The following is a 20,837-nucleotide window of genomic DNA, read 5'->3' as shown; positions in this document are numbered from 1 at the left end:
CGAGAGGAAGGGAATCCCTCAGAGAAAGGGACGAGATGGGGTTTCCGCCAACGAAAGTGTTAGCGAAACATGCCGCCTGGAGATGGGCGGCATGTTTTCGTTTTGTTCAGCCGCTCCAGGGTTCGAGGGGGCTGGAGGCCGTGTGAATGTTCGCGGCTGGCTGTAACGAGCGGCAATCGGCCATCCGCTCGTTTGTCCGGCGGCATACCGGCTTTTGGCTGCAAACGGGTATTTGCTATAATGAGTGGGACAAGATGTGCCATTTGATCACGGAAGAGAGAAGGGACACAGTGGTATGATCCCCCGTTATATCGTTGACTTTGACCTGCATTCCCTGCCTCGCGTAAAAACGGACGTGGCGGTAATCGGCGCCGGGATTGCCGGATTGTACACGGCGCTTCAGGCGAGCGAGTACGCCGACGTGGTGATGATCAGCAAGAAGGGGCTGGACGACAGCAACACCCGCTGGGCCCAGGGCGGGATCGCCGCTGTGACGGCCAAATCGGACTCCCCCGCGCTGCACCGGCAGGATACCTTGATCGCCGGAGCGGGCCTCTGCTCGTACGCGGCGGTGGAGGTGCTGGTGCACGAAGGGCCGGAGCGGTTGAAAGAGCTGATCGCGTACGGTACGGAATTTGACAAGGACGCCCAGGGGCGTTATGAGCTAACCAAAGAGGGAGCGCACAGCAAGCGGCGCATTTTGCACGCCCACGGCGACGCGACCGGGGCGGAGATCGTCCGCGCCTTGTCCGCCCGTGTGCGCGAACACGCCAACATCACCGTGCTGGAAAACCACTTCGCGATCGACGTGGTGACGCAGGACGGCGAGTGCGTCGGCGTCATCGTGCAGAACCCGGAAGGCGGCCTCTTTTTCCTCGAGTCAAACGCAACCGTGCTGGCGACGGGAGGAGCGGGCCAGCTCTACCGCTACACGACCAACCCCGACATCGCCACGGCAGACGGGATCGCGATGGCGTACCGCGCCGGGGCGCGGATCAAGGACGTGGAGTTTATCCAGTTCCACCCCACCGCGCTTTACTACCCGGGAGCGCCCCGTTTTCTCATCTCGGAGGCGGTGCGCGGTGAAGGAGCCATTTTGCGCAACACCAGCGGCGAACGGTTCATGGAAAAGTACCATCCGCAAAAAGAACTGGCTCCCCGCGACGTCGTGGCCCGGGCGATCGTGTCGGAGATGGAGAGGACCCATTCGGCCTACGTGTACCTGGATATTACCCATGAGTCGGAAGAACTGATCAAGCATCGGTTTCCGACCATCTACCGGTTCTGCCTGCAGTACGGCCTGGACATGGTGACGGACTGGATTCCGGTGGCGCCCGCCTGCCACTACATCATGGGCGGGGTGCAGACCGATCTGAACGGCGAGACCTCCACCAGGCGGCTGTTTGCCTGCGGGGAGGTGTCCTGCACGGGGGTGCACGGCGCCAACCGGCTGGCCAGCAACTCGCTGTCGGAGGCGGTGGTGTTCGGCCACCGCATCGTTCGCCGCATCCGCGAGCTGCCGCCGCTGCCCGAGGTGCGTCCGTTTGCCGCGGTGGAACCAAAGCGGACGTCCCGCAGCGTGGACACGCGGGAGCAGCGGGTCCGACTGCAAAAGCTGATGCTGCGCCACGTGGGATTGAAGCGGCAGGAGAAGGGACTGCGAAAAGCGCTGGACGAGCTGGAGCGCATGCAGCGGTTCTTTTACGGTGTGTACCGCGACCGGGAAGCGTTTGAGTTTCTCAACCTCCTGAATACCGCCGTGCTGACGACGCGCGCGGCGCTGCTGCGGGAGGAAAGCCGGGGCGGTCACTATCGTATCGATTTCCCCAACAAGGACGACCTGATTTGGCGCAAGCACATCATCCAATCGATCGGCGAAGGCGTGCGCGAGGAGAGTGAACAGTACGATGTGGAGTAAACGGGAATTGCAGCGCAAAATCGAAGAGTGGCTGCAGGAAGATATCGGCTTTGGCGACGTGACCACGATGAGCACCATCCCGGAAGCGGCGCAGGGCGTCGGGATTCTGTACGCAAAGGAAGCGGGCGTCATCGCCGGTCTGCCGGTGGCGCAGTTGGTGTTTGAGACCGTGGATCCGGCGCTCTCTTTTACCGCTCTGGTGAAGGAAGGGGCCCGCGTCGAAAAGGGGGAGCAGATCGCCGAAGTGAGCGGCTCGGTCCGCTCCATTCTCAGCGGGGAACGGCTGGCTCTCAACCTGCTGCAGCGCCTCTCCGGCATCGCCACCCGGACCAGCCAGTACGCCCAAGCCGTCGCCGGGACCAAGGCGCGGGTGGTGGATACGCGCAAAACCACGCCGGGGCTGCGCATGTTGGAGAAGTACGCGGTCCGCGTCGGCGGCGGACACAACCACCGCTACGCCTTGTACGACGCGGTGATGATCAAGGACAACCACATCAAGGGCGCCGGCGGCATTGCCCAGGCGGTGGCCGCGGCCCGCGCGGCGGTTCCGCACACGATGACGATTGAGGTGGAGACGGAGACGCTCGACCAGGTGCAGGAGGCGCTGGACGCGGGGGCGGACATTATCATGCTGGACAACATGCCGCTGGACGTGATGAAACAGGCGGTGGCGCTGATTGGCGGCCGCGCCGTGGTGGAGGCCTCCGGCGGCGTCACGCTGGAAACGATCCGGGCCATCGCGGAGACGGGCGTGGACGTCATCTCCGTCGGGGCGTTGACGCATTCGGTCAAGGCGCTGGATATCAGTCTCGATCTCAATACACGGAAACGGTAAGGGGAACCCGCATGCTACTGGTGATGGATGTCGGCAACTCCAATATTGTCATGGGGCTGTACGCGGGCGAAGAGCTGCGGCACCACTGGCGGATCGCCACCGACCGCAACAAGACCGAGGACGAGTACGGCATGCTGGTCCGCAGCTTGTTTGACAGCGTCGGCCTGACGCTGGATCAGGTGGACGGGGTGATCATCTCTTCGGTGGTGCCGCCGCTCAACTTTACGATCGAGCGGATGTGCGACAAATACTTTCGTATCAAACCGCTGATCGTCGGACCGGGGATCAAGACCGGCCTCAACATCAAGTACGAGTATCCCCGCGAGGTGGGCTCGGACCGGATCGTCAACGCGGTGGCGGCCATCCACCACTACGGCGCGCCGCTGATCGTCGTCGACTTCGGGACGGCCACCACGTTTTGCTACGTGGACGAGCGGGGCCAGTACTGGGGCGGAGCGATCGCTCCGGGGATCGGCATCTCCACGGAAGCGCTGGTGAGCCGCGCCGCCAAGCTGCCGCGCATCGAGATCGCCAAACCGCCCAGCGTGGTGGGGCGCAACACGATTGCCGCCATGCAGGCCGGGATCTACTACGGGTTTGTGGGCCAGGTGGAGGGCATCGTCCGGCGGATCATCGCCGAGTACAAAACCCGTCCTACCGTGGTGGCGACCGGCGGCCTGGCCTCATTGGTCGCAGGCGAGACGTCGTGCATCGACGTGGTCGATCCCTACCTGACCTTGAAGGGACTTCGCCTGATCTACGAACGGAATCAATAAGGGGCGTACGCGCAGGAAATGCGTACGCAGTGGGAAGGAAAAAGCCGCAGCTTCGTCAGGAACGCTGCGGCTTTTTGCAGTAAATCACCTCCGGGTCGCCGGGGTCGAGGTTGTCGATCATGCCGCTCGGCATATACCCCAGCCGGCGGCAGAGGCGCTGCATACGCTGGTTGGAGAGGTTGGTTGAAAACAAAATAGTACAACTGACATTAACAGGTCTTTACAAGAAGCAAAAAATAGGATGGAGTGATTGTATGATTCGAAGATTAATTCTATTCTTTACACTTGCTTTAATATTTAGTGGATGTAGTAATACCGAGAAATCAATAAACAATGAGCAAGTTACCCAATCAATAAATGAGTCTACATTTCCGGCTGATAATCCTCCCATTGTTGGCGATGTAACAGACGAGAAAAGCATAGAACAGCCTATCAAGGAGAGGTTGGTTAAGCATTATAATCCGAGATCTGTAAGTGATTTTGAGGTTACGAATTGCTCTAAAATAAGCAAGACAATATTTTGCACCATCAACTTCAAGGTGGACGGTAAGCTGCATTATGGGCTTGTTCATGCCTTTCCCAAAGATAAAGGCTGGGTAATTCAAACAATCGATGAGGGGCCCGAAATCGCTGTACCTGTTGCGTTACAAATGACTGTGGGTAATGATCTAATAGAAGAAAATGAAACGATAGAAAAGCCGTTTCGAATTTATTCAGGCTATATACATGACAAAAGGGTAAAACAAATAAATATTACTACGACTGATGATCGTATGTATGTTATTAAGATAAGTGAAGACCAGAAACAGTTTCTGTATGTGTCTCCTCGAAAGGAAGAGAAAGCTAAAATCGTAGCACTAGATAAAGATGGAAATATGATTTACCAACAATAAAAGTAGAAGGTAGAGGCTACCCCATCCCCTTTCCTCTCACACTACCGTACGGATTGTTCGGTAAACGGCCAGCGTTTCTGTTTGTGGGTAAATGACGATATATCCAAAACGATCATTTTGAACGTGAAGATGGAAAGGAATAAAGACGGAAAGCAATGGGTTGTCGAGTTGGCCAAAAGTAAAATAATTCCAAATTGAAAAATACGTCACAAAAAGCCGCAGCTTCGTCAGGAACGCTGCGGCTTTTTGCAGGAAAACACTTCCGGGTCGCCGGGGTCGAGGTTGTCGATCATGCCGCTCGGCATATACCCCAGCCGGCGGCAGAGGCGCTGCATTTGCTTGTTGGAGAGGTTGGTTGAGATGAACAATTTCTCCGTTGGGCAGACCGCCTCCAGATAAAGGAGCAGTGCTTTGCCAATGCCTTTTCGCTGACGGTGCAAGGATGCACAACGATAAGTTCGACAAAGCTCTGGCGAAAAAACGACTGGTCCATGACCACAAACCCCACAACCTCGCCGTCTTGCCAGGCTGCGTAGCATTGTCCGGCTGCGATCCACTGCCGAAGCTGCCCGTTTCGTCCAATATCGCCCAGCACGGTCGCGTCGATACGGCAAATGGCGTCGGCGTCGCGTGCCGTCGCCTGTTCAATCGAAATCATTCCAGCCACCTGCCCTGCGGGAAGATCGAGGTACTTCTAATCATACCACGATTCACTGGCCAACCTGCCACGGACGAATGGGGACATGGGCGAGGCGCCGTATCGGTGTGAGCGGGCATGGGTGTGATGCTCGTGATGTCCGTGGTGGCCGAAATGTCCGTACCGGCCGTGCTGATGTCCCGAGCTGCGGGGCGGCTCCTTTTTCCCCACGTGGAGCACCGTGTTTTGCACGCTCCGGGTGCGCACCGCCTGGGAGGAGGTAGCCGGACCGACCGGGGAAAAGAGCCGGGCCGCCGGCTTCCGGCACTCGGGACAGTGGACCGGCTCCGCTGCCTGGGCTGTGCTGCGGTGCAGGTCAAACACACCGCATGTTTCACAGAAAAACGGGTAAATGGGCATGGGCGTTCCCCCTTTTTGGCAATGTCTCGTTGCAGCCCCCTAGTAAGTCCATATGCGGAGAGGTGGGGAAATAAACATGGTTTTTGACGGGGGGGCGACTGGATGATCTCAGGGCGGGAAAGAAAAGGGTAAACCGCAAATCGCTGCTCCGCTGGGTAGGGTATCGCATGTCGCTCTGCCTGGAAACATGCTTCACCGTCAATCCAAACGTTTTGTCCTCCGTCTGTGCCGCTCCACACCTGGAGCGGCTTTTTTTGTCCCGCCGTTCCCCTGTACGCTGATGGCAGAACACAGGAGAGGAGGTTGCGGGATGTCGATACATCCGCTGCGGCTGGTGGCGATCCTGCTGTTGGCGGCCTGCGTGGCGGCCGGTGCATATCACGTGCTGAAGCCGCACACCATCGCCTACGTCAAACTGCGGGAGGGAGTCGCCAAAGAGAGCGGCCAACGGCTGGAAGCGTCCGACCTGGAGCGGGCGGAGCTGTCGCTGGGCGGCCTGTTTCGCATGCAGTCGTCTCCGGTGCCCGGGCTGATTGCGTGGGAGGAGGCGCCGCGCTTCGTCGGCCGGACCCTTGCCCGCCGGGTGGAGGGAGGACGGCCGCTGTTGGCGGAGGATGTGGAACGGCCGGGAGAAGCAGGGCAGGAGCGGGCACTGGGAGCATCCATGACCGGCATCAGCATCCCCGTCGACAACGTGTCCGGTGTGACACCCTACGTCGCCGTCGGGGAGCGGGTGCACGTGTACGCATCGTTTGAAGACGACGCCGGCGCCCACACGGGGCTGCTCCTGAAAAACATGCCGGTCATCGGCGTCCAGCGGGAGATGGAGGGGGATCATCCCCGGCTGCAGGCGGTGACCCTGTCGCTCGAACTGGACGAGGCCGTTCTGCTCACCCATGCGCTTCACTACGGCAAAATTCGCCTGGGACAGGCGTCAACGGCGGACGGGCAAAAAGCGGGCATTGGCGACGCGGCGTTTGCCGGCGCCTTGATCAAGACCAAAAAACGATGGATCGACGGAGAGGAGGAACGTTAGTGAGAAAACGACTGCTGATCGTGGATGACGATCCCGCCGTGGGCAGCGCGCTTGGGGAGCAGTTGGCGGGCAGCCGGTGGCTGGAGCCGTGCGGCCAGGCGGAGAATGTGGAAGCCGCCTGGCGGATGCTGCGTGACGCCCGGCCCGATCTGGTGCTGCTGGGCGGGATCAAGGAGGCGGAACGGGGCGTGCTGTGCCAGCAATTTCGGCTGGCGTTTCCCCATTTGGCGTTTATCGCCGCCTGCGGGACCCGGGAGCTGGCGTGGGAACCGTTTTTTCGCAACCTGGGCATCTGGGTGATCGCCAAGCCGATCCAGCCCGGACAGTTGGAGGCGCTGGCGATGCAGCTCGCTTCCCTGCAGGTCCTGCCGATGGGGGGAGTGCAGGCGGGAGGAGCCCCATCGTTTGCCGGAGAGACAGGACCTACGCCCGGTCTGCACGCCGTCGCCGAGGCGAGACCGGTCCAGCCTTACCTGGCGGGCCGCTCGTCGACCAAGCACCTGATTACCGTCTACGGCCCCAAGGGAGGGGTGGGAAAGACCTTTCTGTCGCGGGAGCTGGCGGTCTACTTTTCCCTGCAAAAGCGGGACGGACGGCCGCTCAAGGTGCTGGCAGTCGACTTTAACCTGGATCTGGGCACGTTCGCCACGTCGCTCAATCTGCCGCGTTCGCCCAACCTGTTCACCTGGGTGCAGGAAATCGATGCCCGGCTGCACGAACTGGTTCGCCGTCACGGCCGAGATCCGCTGGACGTACGCCCCGAGGAGTGGCAGGAGTATGTCGCGGCCGTACACACGCAGCCCGAAGAGGTGGACAAGTACGTCGTCACCTATGAAGAGACGGGCCTTCACGTGCTCACGTCGCCGCGGGACATCCGGCACAGTTTTGAGATTCGTGACTACCACCTGTACCTGATGCTGGAAACGCTCAAACACAGTGCGTACGACGTGATCCTGATCGACACGGCTCCCGATACGACGGACGCGACAATCCAGGCGCTGTTTTTTGCCGAGCGGGTGGTCATGATCGGAAATCCGGTGGTGGATTCTATTGAAAATATTCAACGGATGTTAAAACTGCTCCGGGAGGCGGAATACCCGGAGGAGCGGATTCAATTGTGCATGAACCGGCTGCAGAAGAGGGAGATGTTTACGCTGGACGAGATTCGGGCGTATTTTCACCTGCATCCGAGCAAAAAGATCCATCCGATCCCGGATGACGCCGAAGTGAAAAAGTCGATCAACACCGGGACGCCGGTTGTGCTTCATCCCGGCAGAAGCGCGGCGAAAGAGGCGATCGAAGCGCTCGGCAGCATCCTGCTGCCGCTGGACGCGGCCGAAAGCGGCAGCGTCAAGGGAAAAGCGAAGGAGCGGCCCGCCTTGTTGAAATGGCTGTGGCGGTAAGGAGGGGAAACGATGAATTTTGACCGAAAAACGCTGCTGGGGATTCAGGCGGCGGGACGGGAGCGGTTTGACCTGCGGTCGCATGTGCGGGAAACGGCGCGTGCGTCGCAAACGCTGAACGAGCGGATGCACATGCCGCAGCCGGCCGGGGACAAGCGGGTGCCGGCGGAAACAGAGGCGGCCGTCCGCACGCAGATTGTGGAGAAACACGGGAAGCGGCTGTGGGAAGAGAAGCATCAGCCAGCGTATCTGGACGAGCTGGCCCGCGATATCCGCCTGCTGCTGGAGACCGGCACGACGCTTGCCTCCGCCCATTTGGAAGCAGAGGTGGAGCGGCTGCTGCGCTCGCTGATTGGCTGGGGCCCCTTGGACCCGCTGCTGGAGGACCCGGACATCACGGAGATTTTGTTTCACCGCTACGACCGCTTGGTGGTGGAGCGAAAGAGCACGGGAAGGCTGGAGGTGCCGGATGTTCCCGTGTTCCGGGACGAGGAGGAGATGCTCCGCCTGCTGGAGCAGATGGCCGCCGCGATGGGCCGGGAGTTTAACGAAACCAAGGCGGAACTGAACACCCAGCTCCCTGACGGCTCTCGAATCGCGGCTGCCCACCGCTCCATTTCGCCGGACGGCCACATGCTGACGATACGCAAACACCGCGATCTGCTGACAGAGGCGGACTACCTGGCCTACGGATCGATCTGCGAGCCGATGCTTGCCTTTTTGCAGTGGGCGGTCGGCCTGTCCCGCGCATCCGGGCTGGTCAGCGGCGGGACGGGGTCGGGCAAGACCCATCTGCTCAATCTGATCTCGCAATACGTGCCCCACCACTTGAGCATTATCACCATCGAGGATGTGCTGGAACTGAAGCTGCAGCATCCGTTCGTCCGCCGTTTTCTGGCCAAACCGCCCAACCACGAGGGAAGAGGCGGGTTTTCCATCCGAGATTGTGTCCGCCTTTCGCTGCGCAAGCGGCCGGACGTGATTATCGTCGGCGAGGCGCGCGGAGGGGAGATCGTCGACATGCTGTGGGCGATGAACACCGACCACCCGGGAAGCTGGAGCACGGCCCACGCCAACTCACCGCGGGCGCTGGTCGATTCCACCCTGCCCATCCTGTTCGGCAAAGCGGAAGAGACGTACAGTTCGTTGGAACGCAACCTGATGATCGGTTCGGCTCTCGACCTGATCGTGCAGGTCAAGCGGTTCGAGGAGGACGGCAGCCGCAAAGTGGTGGCGATCACCGAGGTGGTGGGAACCGGCCAGTCGCACGAGGAGCTGATCCGGCGGGCCTGCAACGTCAGGCAGGTCATTGGCGACCGCGTCTATTTGCAGGACATTTACGTGTACGAACCGACAGGCGTACGGGACGGCAGAGTGGTGGGACAGTTCAAATGGACCGGCTACAAGCCGGAGAAGCTGGTGCGGCGCTGGCTGGAAAAGGGATTGCGGCCGGAAGAGGCGGAACGCGTCTTCTTTCCGACGCCCATCCCGATGTAGGAGGGACAAACAATGGCCGATATCGGAATGTTGGTTGCCGCCGGGGCCGGCGCGGGAGTCGTCCTGCTGCTGCTTCCCCGCCGTTTCTTTCAGGGCGGACCGGCGGGCAGGCACGCGATCGTCGATCAGCTTCAAAAGGAACGAAAGACCGTGTGGGACCGGCTGGACGAGCGGCTGCAGCAGTCGGGTTCAGGAATGGGGGTCCATCAGTACGCGGCGCTGGTCTGCCTGTTCGGACTGGTTGCATACGGGCTGAGCGGGCAGATTTTGCGCTCCTGGTGGCTGGCGCTTCCCGCCCTGCCCGCAGGCATCCTGTTTGCGGAGCGGCTGGTCAGCGTATTGGGGGCGAGGCGAAAAGACCGGTTTGAAGAGGATAACGTAAAGGCGATTCGCTTGATGGCAAGCTCGCTCCGGACCTCCCCGTCCTACCTGCACGCATTTGAAGAGGTGGCGGCCAGTCCGTACGTGAACAAGACCGTAACGGACGAATACCGCCGGGTGGTGGAACTGCTGCGGGTGCAGGTGCCGCTGGATAAGGTGATGGCGGCCTTTTACCGGCGGACGGGCTCGGCAGACGTCCGGTATCTGGCGACCATCGTGCAGATTCAGCGGGAAATGGGCGGAGACATGGCCAGAACGCTTGATTTGGCGGCGTCCACCATCCTCAGGCGGCGCCAGTCGCTGCGCAGGCAGAGGGCGGCGACGGCACAGATCGTGGCGCAGGTCAACGTGCTGAGCGTCATGCCGTTTGTCTTTGTTACCGCCTTGTACGCAAACAATCCGCACCATTTTGATCCGCTGACGGCAACGGTTCAGGGGCGCCTGTCCATCCTGGGCGCGCTGCTCTCCATTTTGACCGGCGGAGAGGTGATCCGCCACCTCGCCCGCAAAGGCATTCACAAAGGAGGATGACCCGGTGTTGTTGATCAGCGCGCTGGCCGGGGTGGCCGTGCTCTTGTTTGGGCTGCCCGCCTGTCTGGAAAAGACGGCTGCGGATGAGGGAGATTTGTTCGGGCGGATCGAGCGGGAGCGGCAGGCCCGCCTGGCGGAATCCTTTCGCCGGCGGCGTTCCTCCTGGACGATCGTACGCGCATTGGAGCGGCGTGAACGGTGGCTGGAGTCGCTGTGCCGATGGACGGGCGTGGACCGAAAGAAAACGGCGGACATGCTCTACCGTCTGCGCTCCCCGATCACGGTGACGGAAGTGGCGCTGGCCAAGGCGGTGGGCGGTGCCGTCATGCTGGGAGCGGTCTTGCAGATGGCTGCCCGGCTGTACAGCGGGCGGGAGTGGAGTGTGCTGGCTGCCTGGCCGATGCTGGGGGCCGTCCTGGTGTTTCTGCTGCCCACCCTGCTCCTGGAATGGGCGGACAAGCGAGCGAAAGCGGAGATGGCGGAACAGGTGCCGGTCTTTTTCAGCATTGTGCAGGCGCTTGTCGAGGCGGGCATGCCGATACAGGCAGCGGTCAAACAGGCGGCCCGCCGCTTTGACGGGAGGCTGGGACGCGAACTTGCCAGGCTGGAAGTGGAAGAGAAGCGCTGCGGCAGTTGGCGCAAGGCGCTGGAGGAACTGGCCTTTCGCTGGGAAGTGGATACGCTGACGGCCATCGCCTTGGAGATCAACGAGGCGATCAGCAAAGGCGTAAGCGTGGCCCCCATGCTGGCCGTACAGGTGGAGGAGCAGGTCCGCCAGCAGGAAGACGAGGCTTCCGCCCACATGAATCGGCTGAACGTCCGGCTGCTGCCGTTTGTGATCGTGCTGATGGGCGTACCCCTGCTGTACCTGGTAATGGGGCCCGCCTTCATGGGCATTGGCGCCCGGCTGTAATTTTTTTTGCGGCACCCGCTGTCTTTTGTCAGAGTGATAGTACACACCGCAAAGGAGGGATTGTATGTCGTTCGTTCACGAATATGTGCGCAGATTTGCCCGGGAGGAGGATGGCGTCACGATTGTGGAGATGGTGATCATCATCGCCGTCATCCTGATTCTGATCATTCCCACGCTGGCTACCCTGGGGGAAGCGGAGGACGCCAAGCTGAAGGAACTGGAGGAAAAGATCAGCAAATGAAAGAGGCGGTCTTGTTCGCCCTGCTGGCGGCGGCCGCGTGGTCTGACTGGCGCTGCCGCAAGGTGCCGAACAGGTTGACCATGCCCGCAATGGCCGCGGGTCTGCTCTATCAGTGGCAGAGCGGGGCGGGATGGCCGGCGTTGGGCGGTTTGCTGGGGGCGTTTCTGCTGACGGTCGGGCCGGTCGCGGTGCGGGGCATGGGGATGGGGGACCAGAAGCTGCTGATGGCGGTCGGCGCCTGGACCAGTTGGGCGGAGGTGTATCCGCTGTTTCTGCATGCGCTGCTGCTGTGCCTGGCTGTGGTCTGCTGCCGTCCGGGGACGTGGCGGCGGCTGCGCATCAATGTGCACGGCCTGGCGGCGGGCTGGACCGCCCACAGGCAGTTGTGGCTGCCTGGACGGGCAGAATCGGCCCTCGTTTTTCCCTATGCGGTTTTCCTGCTGGCCGCCTATTTGCTGCAGCCGGCTTGGAGGTAAGCGGATGAGAAAGCGATGGAGCCGTTTCGTTTGGGACGAGCGGGGCAGCCAGCTCCTGGAGTTTGTTCTGGTGTTTCCGCTCGTCTGGATCTTGTTCGTGTTTACGTTTGACCAGTTTACCGTTCTCTACAACCGGCAAAAAGCGCTGGAGGCCGCCTACGAGGCCGGGCGGATCGCCGCCGTGCAGCCCAATTTCGGACTGGCGCAGTACCACGCCAGGGAACGGGGCGAGGCGGAACTGGAGCAGGGCATTGGCACGACGTGGGGGGAGGTGCGGCTGTCCCTGCAGGGCGGGACGTGGAAAAAAGGAAATCACGTCGAGGCGAGGGCGACGATCGCGTTTCGCCTGCTTGCATCCGGCACGCCGCAGGAAGTGACGGAAAGCTATCACGTGATGATCGAAAACGCGGAGGAAGGAAGATGATGCGCTTGCGCGGGATAAGCGAGCGGCTGGCGGAGGAGCGCGGGACCATCACGTTGACCGCGCTCTTTTTTCTCCTCTGTCTGGGCGGACTGGTATCGCTGCTGCTGCTCTTGGGCCAGGCGGGACTGTTGAGCATGCAGGCGCAGCAGACGGCCGACATCGTGTCCAAAGGGGCGCGGGCGGCAGGAAAGTGGGAGTACATCGACGACCAGGGCAGCAAGCGGACGTATCTGTTCGCCACGACGAGGGAAGCGAGGCGGCACAATGCCGACATCGTTCGCGGCGCGAGGGAGGAGGCGGACATTCTGTGGCGCCTGAACAGTCCGGCCGTGGAACGGCGGGCGGATGAAGCAGTGATCATTCATCAAAAGGGAGAGCAGAAACATTTGTACCGGCAGGGCATTTATCACGTACGCGTGCAGGTTTTCAGCCGACTTCCTCTCCTGTGGCAAGAGGTCGAAGCCGGGCTGGACAGAACGTCCCAGTCGGGAATCTATGATTTTTGAACCAGATGCGCACGGGCGAACCGTTATTTTTGTCCTATTTCTGCATGGTAACGTAACAGTATATTCCAGAAATGGGACAGGAGTGAGGTAGCAGTGCCGTCAAGAATTGTCGAACGGTACAAGCGTATTCTCAACGGAGAACAGAAGCGCTTTTCGCCGTACGAATTTGAAGATGCCCAATACCGCAAGCAAAAAGTGCAGCTTGTCTTGCGGTACGCGATCGAACAGGTGAAAAAATGGACACCGGAGCAGGCGCGGAAGGAGTTGAGCATCAAGGACGTCAAGGAGCTGAAACTGCATCTGGTCCGCGAGTACATCGACCCGCCGATAGAGGCAAAGCCGGAGGACGTCTACTACATGGTCGAATTTGCTTATCCGTATCTTCCGCGGATGTCGGAAAAACAAAAGGTGCTGTGGGTGTACCAGGAAGTGCTGGCGGGCGTCCGCCGCCACTTTCCGCCGCTTTACTTTCAGAGCGTCAAGGGGGAGGAACGGGCCAAAATCTGTTTCGACTTCATGTGCCGCGAACTGATGAAGCTGCAGGACCTGCGCCAGCTCCCCCGCATCTTCGGAAAGACGGAGCAGGCGTACAGCCTGCTGAGAAAGTACAAGCTGAAAATCCTGGTCGATACCCTGTATTTCTCCCCTTTCGACATGATCACCGACATGTATCCCGAACTGGCCGATCCTGATTTGTGGAATGAAGCGTAAAAATTATTTGCGTCCATGCGCTGTCTTTTCTTACGGTAAAGGTAGTTTCATTGGCTTATAAGCACATGAAACGGCCGTATGTTGGTGAGAAAAGGAGGCGTTGCGCATGGCAACAGTAGAAGCTCACCAAGATTGCTCCGCAAACGTGGAGCTGCTTTTGGGCAGGCGAGTCCGCTACCAAAAGCACAAGCCCGGCAGGCATCTGTCGTTGGACCGCATGCCGCAGGGAGTCTTTCAAATCGAGTCCGTGCACCGATTTGGAAGCAGAGTTGTACTCAATGACGGGGCTGTCACGATGGAGAGTGCTCCAACCGTCATGGAGCGCGGGGGAAGAATCGCTCTTCTGCTCGCAACGGGAGAGGAACTCTACTTTTTCGCGGAGTAGACCTCTCGGGATTCGCCTTGCACGAGTGCGTGCGAGGCGAATCATCCCCCATTTTTCCGATATGAAAAAATGATTTGACGAAGGGCGAAAGATGTAGCAAAATGTCTGTAAATGTATAAATATGTAAATATTGGGGGTAATTTGAAGTGATGGTGAATAGCGCAATCGAATTGGTCGAACGCTGCTACGAACAAACGAATTGCCTGATTTCACTGGAAGAGCTGAAAGAAGTGTTCATTGCGTACGTGTTCGGCAGTTACCAGGAAGAGATCGTTGCCCGGTACGGGCTGGATCGCTTTTACGAACACCTTGACCAAATCCGGTTAACCACATGCCGCAAGGACTTTGACCAGGCGGTGGAAGACTGGTATCTGCTCCAGTACGGCTGCCGGTCGGATGAGGCCAACTACCACGACATTTTGTTTGCCCTTGTCAAAGAGGCGATTGTGCACTACCAGTCGGAAAATCGCAGCGCACTGATTCGGGACGTGACCAAACTGCTGACGACGCCGACGGGGTTTATCAAGCGCTGGCAAATGGGACAGGCCCGCGAACGGACGCTGCCCGCCTACTTCAAATACCTGATCAAGCTCGGGATTCGCACGTATGATGACATTGAATCGTTGGTGGACATGTGGCTGGTGGAGTATCCAAACGCGTTTGACAAGAAGCAGCAGCAGCTTTTTGCCAACCCTCCGCGCAAAGGCAGGCCCAACAACGTGGAACTGGCCCTGCTGCAGGACATGGTCAGCCAGGTAAAGCCGGAGCTTACCCCGCAGGAACGCGAACGGCTCAGAAAAATCTATTACTATCACCGCAAGTCGCTGACCATGAAGGAAATGGTGGAAAAATTTAAAAAGTACCTGCTGACGAAAGAGAATCAGAAGGATTCGCAGGCGGGGTAAGCGATGTTTCAGCAGGTAAACCGCTTCGTCACCCAGTTCCGCGAACTGGAGAAAAGGGAATACGCCCGCTCCCGGGAAGAGGAGCGGTTGTGGCAGTCGTTAAAGGACAAACTGTCAGCCTCTCCGACGGAAGAACAACCTTCAGCAGTTCGCCGCTGCATCGCCGTAACCGGGTTGTACGCCCAGGCCGGCGCCAGTTTCCTGGCGGGCAACGCGTCGTTTTTGCTGGCCGGCAGCGGAGTCTCCGTCACGCTGTGTGAGCTGCCCGGCACCGCTTCCTATTATTACTTCGCGCTCGACTGTGAACGCAGAGCGCATCATCGCTTCAAGAACTCATCCGCATCCGTGCTCCTCATGCAATCCAATCACTTGCGCATCTTGGTGGATACCCCTTTGTCGAATGAATCGTCAACCCCGACCGACACGGCGGACTGGCTGCTGAGAATGAGCAAAGAGAGCGCCACGGTCGTCATCGATTTGTCCTCGCGCTGGAAGGAAGAACAGGCTGTCCGGGTAATGGATCTGGCCGACGAAATCTGGGTGGTGTTCGATTCCGACCTGGCCAGGTTTACTCGTCTGTTTCTGACGGAAGAGCCGCCCTCGTGGTGGGAAAAACACGGCGATAAAATCAGGCTGATCGCAAACAAATGGGACGAGTATCTGAGCCGCTCCGCCGTCATGAAAAAGGTGGAAGGAACCGTCTCGCTCTGGAACGGCGAACGATTCGGGCCGGGCATTGACGCCGTCGTTCCCCTGATTGACAGCGAGAAAACGGCGATTGCCCATACAAAAGCTAGCCTCTTGCTGGAGCTGTATCCGGAGGAGGAACATCGGTTCCAATCGCTGCTACACTCGGAAAAGGGAAGGATGTTATGAAAAAGCAGACCCTGCTGCTCATCAGTTTGCTCTCGTTTCTCTTGGCCGGTTCCTGCTTCTACGCGGCGACCCGGTATATCGACGCGCTGGCCGTTGAACGGCTGTTTGCGCCGGTGGTAAAGGTGGCCGAAGGAAAACAGATCGACCCCTTTGAACCGATCACGCAAGACGACGTGGTGCTGGTCCAGGAAGAAGTGGACGAGATTTTGCCCGGGTCCCTTCAAACGCTGGAGAGCGTGTTGGGAAAACGCAGTTCCCAGACGCTCTATGCCGGGGAACAAGTGCTGAAACACAAGTTGACCGATACGCAGTTGCTGCCGGAAAAGGGGGAGGCACGCTACGAATTTCCGCTGACGTTTATCGACCCCATAACCGAATTGCGGAAAGGAGACCGCGTCAAGCTGTGGGTAAAGTACAAGCCGCCGGCGGAGCTGGAGCATTTGCCCGAACCAACGCATTTTCGCAAGACGAACCCGACGGCCGATCTGCTGTTTGAAAGCCGGTTGGCAACGGTGAAGGACAGCAACGGTACGGAGATTTACACGCTGAAGCCAAGCATGCTTCCGGCCCCCGATCACATGGATGCCGTGTTTAACGGCTCCCGGGAAAAACCGCTCTTGAACGGAGAAAAGCGTTACCGCGACTACCGGGCCCAGCCGACCGCCTTGACGGCCTTTATCGGCTTTAACCTTTCCGATCAGCAGTATGTCGCGTTGAGCGAAGCCATGATGTACGGGACCATTCAAATTGGTCAAATTTCCGGTGCGGAGGAACGGACCCCATGAGAACCCTGGTATGTTTTCCGATGAAATCGCTGGCCAAAACCTACATGCCGACGGAATGCGAGTCGCTGGTCGCGGAGTCGGCCGAAGAGTATTTTCGCCTCGCCAAACTGTACCAACCGGAAGCAGCGGTGCTGTTTTCCGAAATGTTCGACGAACCGGTCTGGGAGTGGCTGCCGCGCGTGCAGGAGGTTCTCCCGGAGGGCGTGCCTGTCATCATTGTGCCCTTGTACAAGGATGAATCCCTGATCGCAAAGGTCAAGGAGGAAACCGATCCGGCCGGTTTGTACATCCTCCCGGCCACTCTCAATCAGGAGGAGATTCGGGAGAAAATCGCTTTGATACTGGGTGTTTCGCAAAAAAGCGAGGAGCTGCCCACCGCAAAGGGCGACGGCATTGTCTACACCTTGATGAGCTACGGTTCCTCAGGCATCACCACGTTTTGCATCAATTACCCGATCCTGCTGGCAAAGCGCAATCCCGACAAGCGCATCGTCGTTCTTGACATGAACGCGCAAAAGCCGGATTTGACCCGTTTCTTCAAGCTGCAGCAGCATCATCTGGCATTGTTCCGGCCCGACCTGCTGGAAGTGCGAACAGCGGCGGCCCGCAATTGGGAGCGCGGCTGCAAGCAGATCAGCCACATGCCCAACCTCTACTATGCCAGCGCCACATGCAGCTGGAAAAGCGGAGAGATCTCCAACCTGCTGACGGCCCTGCGCCAGCAGTTCGATTACGTCTACATCGACTGGGGCTACTGCTTTCCGGAGACGGAGGCCTTACAGCGCTTGATTTACGCGTCCGACCGCAATCTGTTTTTTGTGCGGGCCGATCCGTTTGGCATCGAGAACGCAAAGGCGTGGATTCATGCATGGGCCGAGCGGGGCGTGGAGTATCAGGTGATGCTCAGCCATCTGGACAAGGGGCAGACGTACCGCATCGGCGAAGGAATCTCCGTTTATGGAGTGGTACCGCGCATTTCCGATACCCGGCTGATTCAGTCGCACCGCAGTCACAGCGTGCTGGTGGAAGAGATCTTCCCGCCCAAGCCGTACGTCACCAGCCTGCAGGCGATGGTGGATGCGGTACATGCGGACAAAGGAGCTGTGGTCTGCCGATGAAAACCGCTTTCCGACAATGGACCGCATCCCGGCTCAAGGATGTGGAAGACCTCAAGCAAGCAGCCCGCGACTACCTGAATCACTTTGGCACCACTCCCGAGGAGAAGATGGAGATGCAGCGGATATTGACCCTCGCGGAGCTGGGCGACCGGAACAGCCACAGCCATGTCATCCTGCGCTTGCAGCATTACTTTGAAGAAGTCCTGAAACGGCCGGTAACCGAGGAAATTTTGCCGCATGTCAACGGATACGAAGGGCTGTTGTTTGCCACGTACGGGTGGGGAATTCTGGATGCCGTCCTGCATTTGTCGCCATGGGTGGAAGAGGTACGGGTGGCGGCAGGACGTCCGGTGGCGTACATCGAGCAGGGGCGGAAAAAGAGCCTGCCGTACACACCCACATGGACGGAAGTGGAGACCCTGCAGCAAAAGCTGACCAACGCGGCCGGCCTGTCCTTTCATGAAAAAAAGCCGCGTTTGAGCGGGTATCTCGATTCGTTGAAAGCCAGGCTGACCATGTTCACCTTTCCCTATTCCCGGGTTCCGACCATCATTGTGCGCCGTTTTACCACGCCCTCGTTTTCGCTGGACCAATTGCGGACGCAGTCGCTGCCGACGTTTGACGAAAGGGTGCAGCTTTTGCTTGAGCAGCAGGTGTACGGCAGGAGCAACGTCCTGGTGATCGGACCGATGGCGGCGGGCAAGACGACGCTGATGCTCTGCATGCTGAAACTGAAAGACCCCCAGACCGAGTACGTCACGATTTTTGAAAGCGAGCATGAAATGAGATTTGGCGATGTTTGGCCGGGAGAGGTGATCGAACTGCAAAACGTGGAAGAGATCGGCATCGAACTGGAAAGCTGCTTCAAGGACATGTACCGGACCACCGCCAACACGATTCTGATCGGGGAGATTCGGGAACCGATCGAAGCCTATCACTTTGTCAACGCCGGCGTGCGGGGAACCGACGCTACGATCGCCGCCATGCATGAACGCTTTCCGCACAAGGCGCTGCAGGATTTGACCGACCTTGTTTATCAATATGGCGGACGGAGCATTGAACTGACGCAGGAGAGGATCAGCCGGGCGGTCAATTTCGTCAATTCGCTGACCTACCGGAACAATGGTCACCGCTTTATCGACGCCATTCACGTCAGCGAATGGAACGACGTGATGAGCCGGGTCGAGTCCGTGCCGCTTGTCTTCCGCAACAGGCAGACGGGCGCCTATGAATGGACCGGAAAGAAGCTGGACGAACATCTGGTCGAATACATGTGCCACGTGGGCAGGGCGGATATGGATGTCTTGAAGGAGTTACGTCTCATCGATATGGGCAGGACGCTATGAAACACCTTCTGTTTATTCCCATGTCTGTCTGCCTGTTTGCCGGATTTTGGCTGCTTGGGCTTCATTTGTACCGTACCTGGTCCGCTCCCCACGTATTCTTTCCCAAGACGGTGGCCGTGTGGCGGGAGAGGATGCTGCGCCACAAAACAAACCGCATCATATACGAGAGGTACGAGAGATGGTGCGGAATCGCTGGCGGGACGCCGGAAGCCCACATTCTGCTGTCGCTCTTTGGGGGAGCTGCAGGGTTTGTCTCCGGCATCCTGCTTGGCAATATCGTCGTGTCCCTGTCCCTGTTTGTGCTGCTGGTATTGCTGCCGACCCTGCTGCTGTACGCCCGCTATACGGTACGCATCAACAAGAAAATCGGCGCGTTTTGCCGCTTTGTCGACCTGTTTGCGCGTTATTACAGCAGCCGTAAAAACATCATCCTGACGTTCAGAGATATGGTGGAAGAATGTCCGAAAGAGCTGCTGCCCGATTTGCTGCTGCTCATCAACCATCTGTCGGACGGAGGAAATCCCGTCCGGGCGGTGGAGATTTTCGCCGAGCGGATTAATCATCCGTGGGCCCACGATTTTGCCATGTATGCGGCCAGCGGATTGGAAGGCGAAACGGAGGACATTCAGAACGCACTGAATCGATTGACCAACGAGATGTTTATTCAGCAAGACGAAAAAGAGGAAAGAGACAGTGAAATTTACGCGATCTGGGTCAGCTTGATTCTGGTCATCCTGATCTGCATCTGCCTGATTCCCTACAACCAGAGCCTGCTGAAAGATTCGTACCGCCTGTATTTCTTTACCGCTGACGGACAGGCCATCCTGTCGCTCGCGGTAACGGTCTGGTCTCTTTCCATTCTGTTAGCGTTCATCTGGGGACGGAGGTATCGCTGATGCCCTTGTTGTTCATGTATGCCTGCCTCACACTGGGATCCCTATTCGTGTTTGTGGCCGTGTTTGCCATCGGCAAGCAGTTGGCGGCGATGCGCCTTCCCAGGCTGTTCGTCACCGGGCAGTGGCGCCGCATGTGGGAAAAGGCGGTCAACGCCGAGGAAGACGAAGCGTGGGAAAAGCTGCTGGCACGAGCAGGCCGGCCGTTTGGCTGGGGAAAGCCGGAGTGGGTGTTCCTGCAGCTCGCCAGCGGGAGTGCCGTTTGCGTGCTGATCCTGTTGTGGGGGATGCTGAGCGGAAGCGAGTCTTTCCCGCTGTTTTCCCTGGTTGTGGCGTCTGCGGTCAGCTTTATGCTGCCGTACTTCGGTCTGAAGATGTGGGCGGGGTACCGCGAGGAAGTGCTCAGCACCGATATCGCCCGCTTCGTCAACCGGTACGTCAACCTGCTGGAAAACCAGGTGCCCATATACAATGCGATGGTCAAGGCAGCCCGGCCTACGCGCAAGCTGAAGGAGTACCTGCCGACCTTGTCGGAGTGGAACAAGGACCGCGATGAAGCGCTGGAGGCGTTTAAGCGCAGGCTCGGTGTGGACGATGCGATCATGCTCGTGTCCAGCATGAGGACGGTAGAACAGCTAAGCGAGGGACAGATGGCTGTCACGATGCAGCGGCTGGAGTGGGCGGTCGACCATCGCCGCATGTTTCGCCACCGCAAGCAGATTAAATCGCTGGGGATTGGCTACAGCGTGATTGTTTACCCGGCTTTCTACATCGGATTGTTGGTGGCCATGTTTCCCTGGTACAAGCTGCTTACCGAGATTCTCGACAAATACTTGACGTAAGGTAGGGTCAGCCGCATGACAAAGCTCTTTTCCATTCTGATGTGCATTGTGTTGACACTGGGCATTATCGTATCGAGTCTGTCAAAGGT

Annotated in this window: 24 protein-coding genes; 22 read left to right on the top strand and 2 right to left on the bottom strand. The window is 58.8% G+C overall.

Translation table 11 applies throughout. From position 1 onward, the window contains the following. Positions 1-295 precede the first annotated feature (295 nt). The 4 genes from nadB to A6764_RS00800 all read left to right on the top strand — a co-directional run bounded on the left by nadB (position 296) and on the right by A6764_RS00800 (position 4,422). Positions 296-1,918: an L-aspartate oxidase gene (gene nadB / locus A6764_RS00815; protein WP_029097995.1), complete on the top strand. Its 1,623-nt coding sequence runs from the start codon at positions 296-298 to the stop codon at positions 1,916-1,918. After that, positions 1,908-2,753: a carboxylating nicotinate-nucleotide diphosphorylase gene (gene nadC, locus A6764_RS00810; protein WP_065067603.1), complete on the top strand. Its 846-nt coding sequence runs from the start codon at positions 1,908-1,910 to the stop codon at positions 2,751-2,753. Before nadB ends, nadC begins: the two co-directional genes overlap by 11 nt. Before the next feature lie 11 nt (positions 2,754-2,764). Then, positions 2,765-3,529 (top strand): type III pantothenate kinase, encoded by a 765-nt coding sequence (locus A6764_RS00805; protein ID WP_035296656.1) that lies wholly within the window; start codon positions 2,765-2,767, stop codon positions 3,527-3,529. A 254-nt stretch (positions 3,530-3,783) separates the two neighbouring features. Further along, complete coding sequence (locus A6764_RS00800) at positions 3,784-4,422, top strand: hypothetical protein (protein WP_065067604.1); 639 nt, start codon at positions 3,784-3,786, stop codon at positions 4,420-4,422. A 227-nt stretch (positions 4,423-4,649) separates the two neighbouring features. On the opposite strand, the gene A6764_RS22300 is transcribed toward A6764_RS00800, so the two are convergent. Both A6764_RS22300 and A6764_RS00790 read right to left on the bottom strand, forming a co-directional pair. Further along, complete coding sequence (locus A6764_RS22300) at positions 4,650-4,961, bottom strand: GNAT family N-acetyltransferase (protein WP_413541977.1); 312 nt, start codon at positions 4,959-4,961, stop codon at positions 4,650-4,652. A gap of 155 nt (positions 4,962-5,116) precedes the next feature. After that, entirely contained in the window at positions 5,117-5,479 is a 363-nt protein-coding gene (locus A6764_RS00790) for an FmdB family zinc ribbon protein (RefSeq protein ID WP_065067605.1), read from the bottom strand. A 310-nt stretch (positions 5,480-5,789) separates the two neighbouring features. On the opposite strand from A6764_RS00790, the gene A6764_RS00785 reads away from it, so the two are divergent. The 18 genes from A6764_RS00785 to A6764_RS00700 all read left to right on the top strand — a co-directional run bounded on the left by A6764_RS00785 (position 5,790) and on the right by A6764_RS00700 (position 20,748). Then, the gene (locus A6764_RS00785) at positions 5,790-6,515 is read left to right on the top strand and encodes a Flp pilus assembly protein CpaB (protein WP_264622364.1); all 726 of its coding nucleotides are present in this window, start codon (positions 5,790-5,792) and stop codon (positions 6,513-6,515) included. After that, complete coding sequence (locus A6764_RS00780) at positions 6,515-7,918, top strand: CpaE/TadZ family protein (RefSeq protein ID WP_065067607.1); 1,404 nt, start codon at positions 6,515-6,517, stop codon at positions 7,916-7,918. The genes A6764_RS00785 and A6764_RS00780 overlap by 1 nt, the downstream gene beginning before the upstream one ends. Positions 7,919-7,930: 12 nt before the next feature. Beyond that, a complete protein-coding gene (locus A6764_RS00775; RefSeq protein ID WP_065067608.1) occupies positions 7,931-9,415 on the top strand; it encodes a TadA family conjugal transfer-associated ATPase in 1,485 nt (494 codons plus the stop codon). A 12-nt stretch (positions 9,416-9,427) separates the two neighbouring features. Beyond that, positions 9,428-10,327, top strand: a complete 900-nt coding sequence (locus tag A6764_RS00770; protein ID WP_065067609.1) for a type II secretion system F family protein — start codon at positions 9,428-9,430, stop codon at positions 10,325-10,327. Between the two features lie 4 nt (positions 10,328-10,331). Continuing rightward, the gene (locus tag A6764_RS00765) at positions 10,332-11,240 is read left to right on the top strand and encodes a type II secretion system F family protein (protein ID WP_065067610.1); all 909 of its coding nucleotides are present in this window, start codon (positions 10,332-10,334) and stop codon (positions 11,238-11,240) included. A gap of 64 nt (positions 11,241-11,304) precedes the next feature. Beyond that, positions 11,305-11,481 carry a pilus assembly protein gene (locus A6764_RS00760; protein ID WP_065067611.1) on the top strand — a complete coding sequence of 59 codons (177 nt, stop codon included), beginning with the start codon at positions 11,305-11,307 and terminating at the stop codon, positions 11,479-11,481. Next, positions 11,478-11,957 (top strand): prepilin peptidase, encoded by a 480-nt coding sequence (locus A6764_RS00755; RefSeq protein WP_065067612.1) that lies wholly within the window; start codon positions 11,478-11,480, stop codon positions 11,955-11,957. The genes A6764_RS00760 and A6764_RS00755 overlap by 4 nt, the downstream gene beginning before the upstream one ends. A 4-nt stretch (positions 11,958-11,961) precedes the next feature. Next, on the top strand, positions 11,962-12,381 hold the full coding sequence (locus A6764_RS00750) for a TadE/TadG family type IV pilus assembly protein (RefSeq protein WP_029097981.1): 420 nt from the start codon (positions 11,962-11,964) through the stop codon (positions 12,379-12,381). After that, on the top strand, positions 12,378-12,887 hold the full coding sequence (locus A6764_RS00745; protein ID WP_141669730.1) for a hypothetical protein: 510 nt from the start codon (positions 12,378-12,380) through the stop codon (positions 12,885-12,887). The genes A6764_RS00750 and A6764_RS00745 overlap by 4 nt, the downstream gene beginning before the upstream one ends. Positions 12,888-12,980: 93 nt before the next feature. Further along, a complete protein-coding gene (locus A6764_RS00740) occupies positions 12,981-13,598 on the top strand; it encodes a DUF4046 domain-containing protein (protein WP_065067614.1) in 618 nt (205 codons plus the stop codon). A gap of 106 nt (positions 13,599-13,704) precedes the next feature. Beyond that, positions 13,705-13,983: a hypothetical protein gene (locus A6764_RS00735; protein WP_029097978.1), complete on the top strand. Its 279-nt coding sequence runs from the start codon at positions 13,705-13,707 to the stop codon at positions 13,981-13,983. A 149-nt stretch (positions 13,984-14,132) separates the two neighbouring features. After that, positions 14,133-14,888, top strand: coding sequence for a hypothetical protein (locus A6764_RS00730; RefSeq protein ID WP_231558657.1), 756 nt, complete (start codon positions 14,133-14,135; stop codon positions 14,886-14,888). A 3-nt stretch (positions 14,889-14,891) separates the two neighbouring features. Next, complete coding sequence (locus A6764_RS00725) at positions 14,892-15,764, top strand: CpaE/TadZ family protein (protein ID WP_065067615.1); 873 nt, start codon at positions 14,892-14,894, stop codon at positions 15,762-15,764. Beyond that, positions 15,761-16,549, top strand: coding sequence for an SAF domain-containing protein (locus A6764_RS00720; protein WP_035296682.1), 789 nt, complete (start codon positions 15,761-15,763; stop codon positions 16,547-16,549). The genes A6764_RS00725 and A6764_RS00720 overlap by 4 nt, the downstream gene beginning before the upstream one ends. Further along, positions 16,546-17,667: a CpaE/TadZ family protein gene (locus A6764_RS00715; RefSeq protein WP_065067616.1), complete on the top strand. Its 1,122-nt coding sequence runs from the start codon at positions 16,546-16,548 to the stop codon at positions 17,665-17,667. The genes A6764_RS00720 and A6764_RS00715 overlap by 4 nt, the downstream gene beginning before the upstream one ends. Then, entirely contained in the window at positions 17,664-19,013 is a 1,350-nt protein-coding gene (locus A6764_RS00710; RefSeq protein WP_035296686.1) for an ATPase, T2SS/T4P/T4SS family, read from the top strand. The genes A6764_RS00715 and A6764_RS00710 overlap by 4 nt, the downstream gene beginning before the upstream one ends. Beyond that, positions 19,010-19,909, top strand: a complete 900-nt coding sequence (locus tag A6764_RS00705) for a hypothetical protein (RefSeq protein ID WP_029097972.1) — start codon at positions 19,010-19,012, stop codon at positions 19,907-19,909. The genes A6764_RS00710 and A6764_RS00705 overlap by 4 nt, the downstream gene beginning before the upstream one ends. Continuing rightward, positions 19,909-20,748 carry a hypothetical protein gene (locus tag A6764_RS00700; RefSeq protein ID WP_065067617.1) on the top strand — a complete coding sequence of 280 codons (840 nt, stop codon included), beginning with the start codon at positions 19,909-19,911 and terminating at the stop codon, positions 20,746-20,748. Before A6764_RS00705 ends, A6764_RS00700 begins: the two co-directional genes overlap by 1 nt. Positions 20,749-20,837: the final 89 nt, after the last annotated feature.

The organism is Brevibacillus sp. WF146, from assembly GCF_001673705.2.
Lineage (GTDB): Bacteria > Bacillota > Bacilli > Brevibacillales > Brevibacillaceae > Brevibacillus > Brevibacillus thermoruber.
The sequence above is the reverse complement of the archived record's forward strand: the minus strand, read 5'-3'. Positions and strand labels throughout refer to the sequence as shown.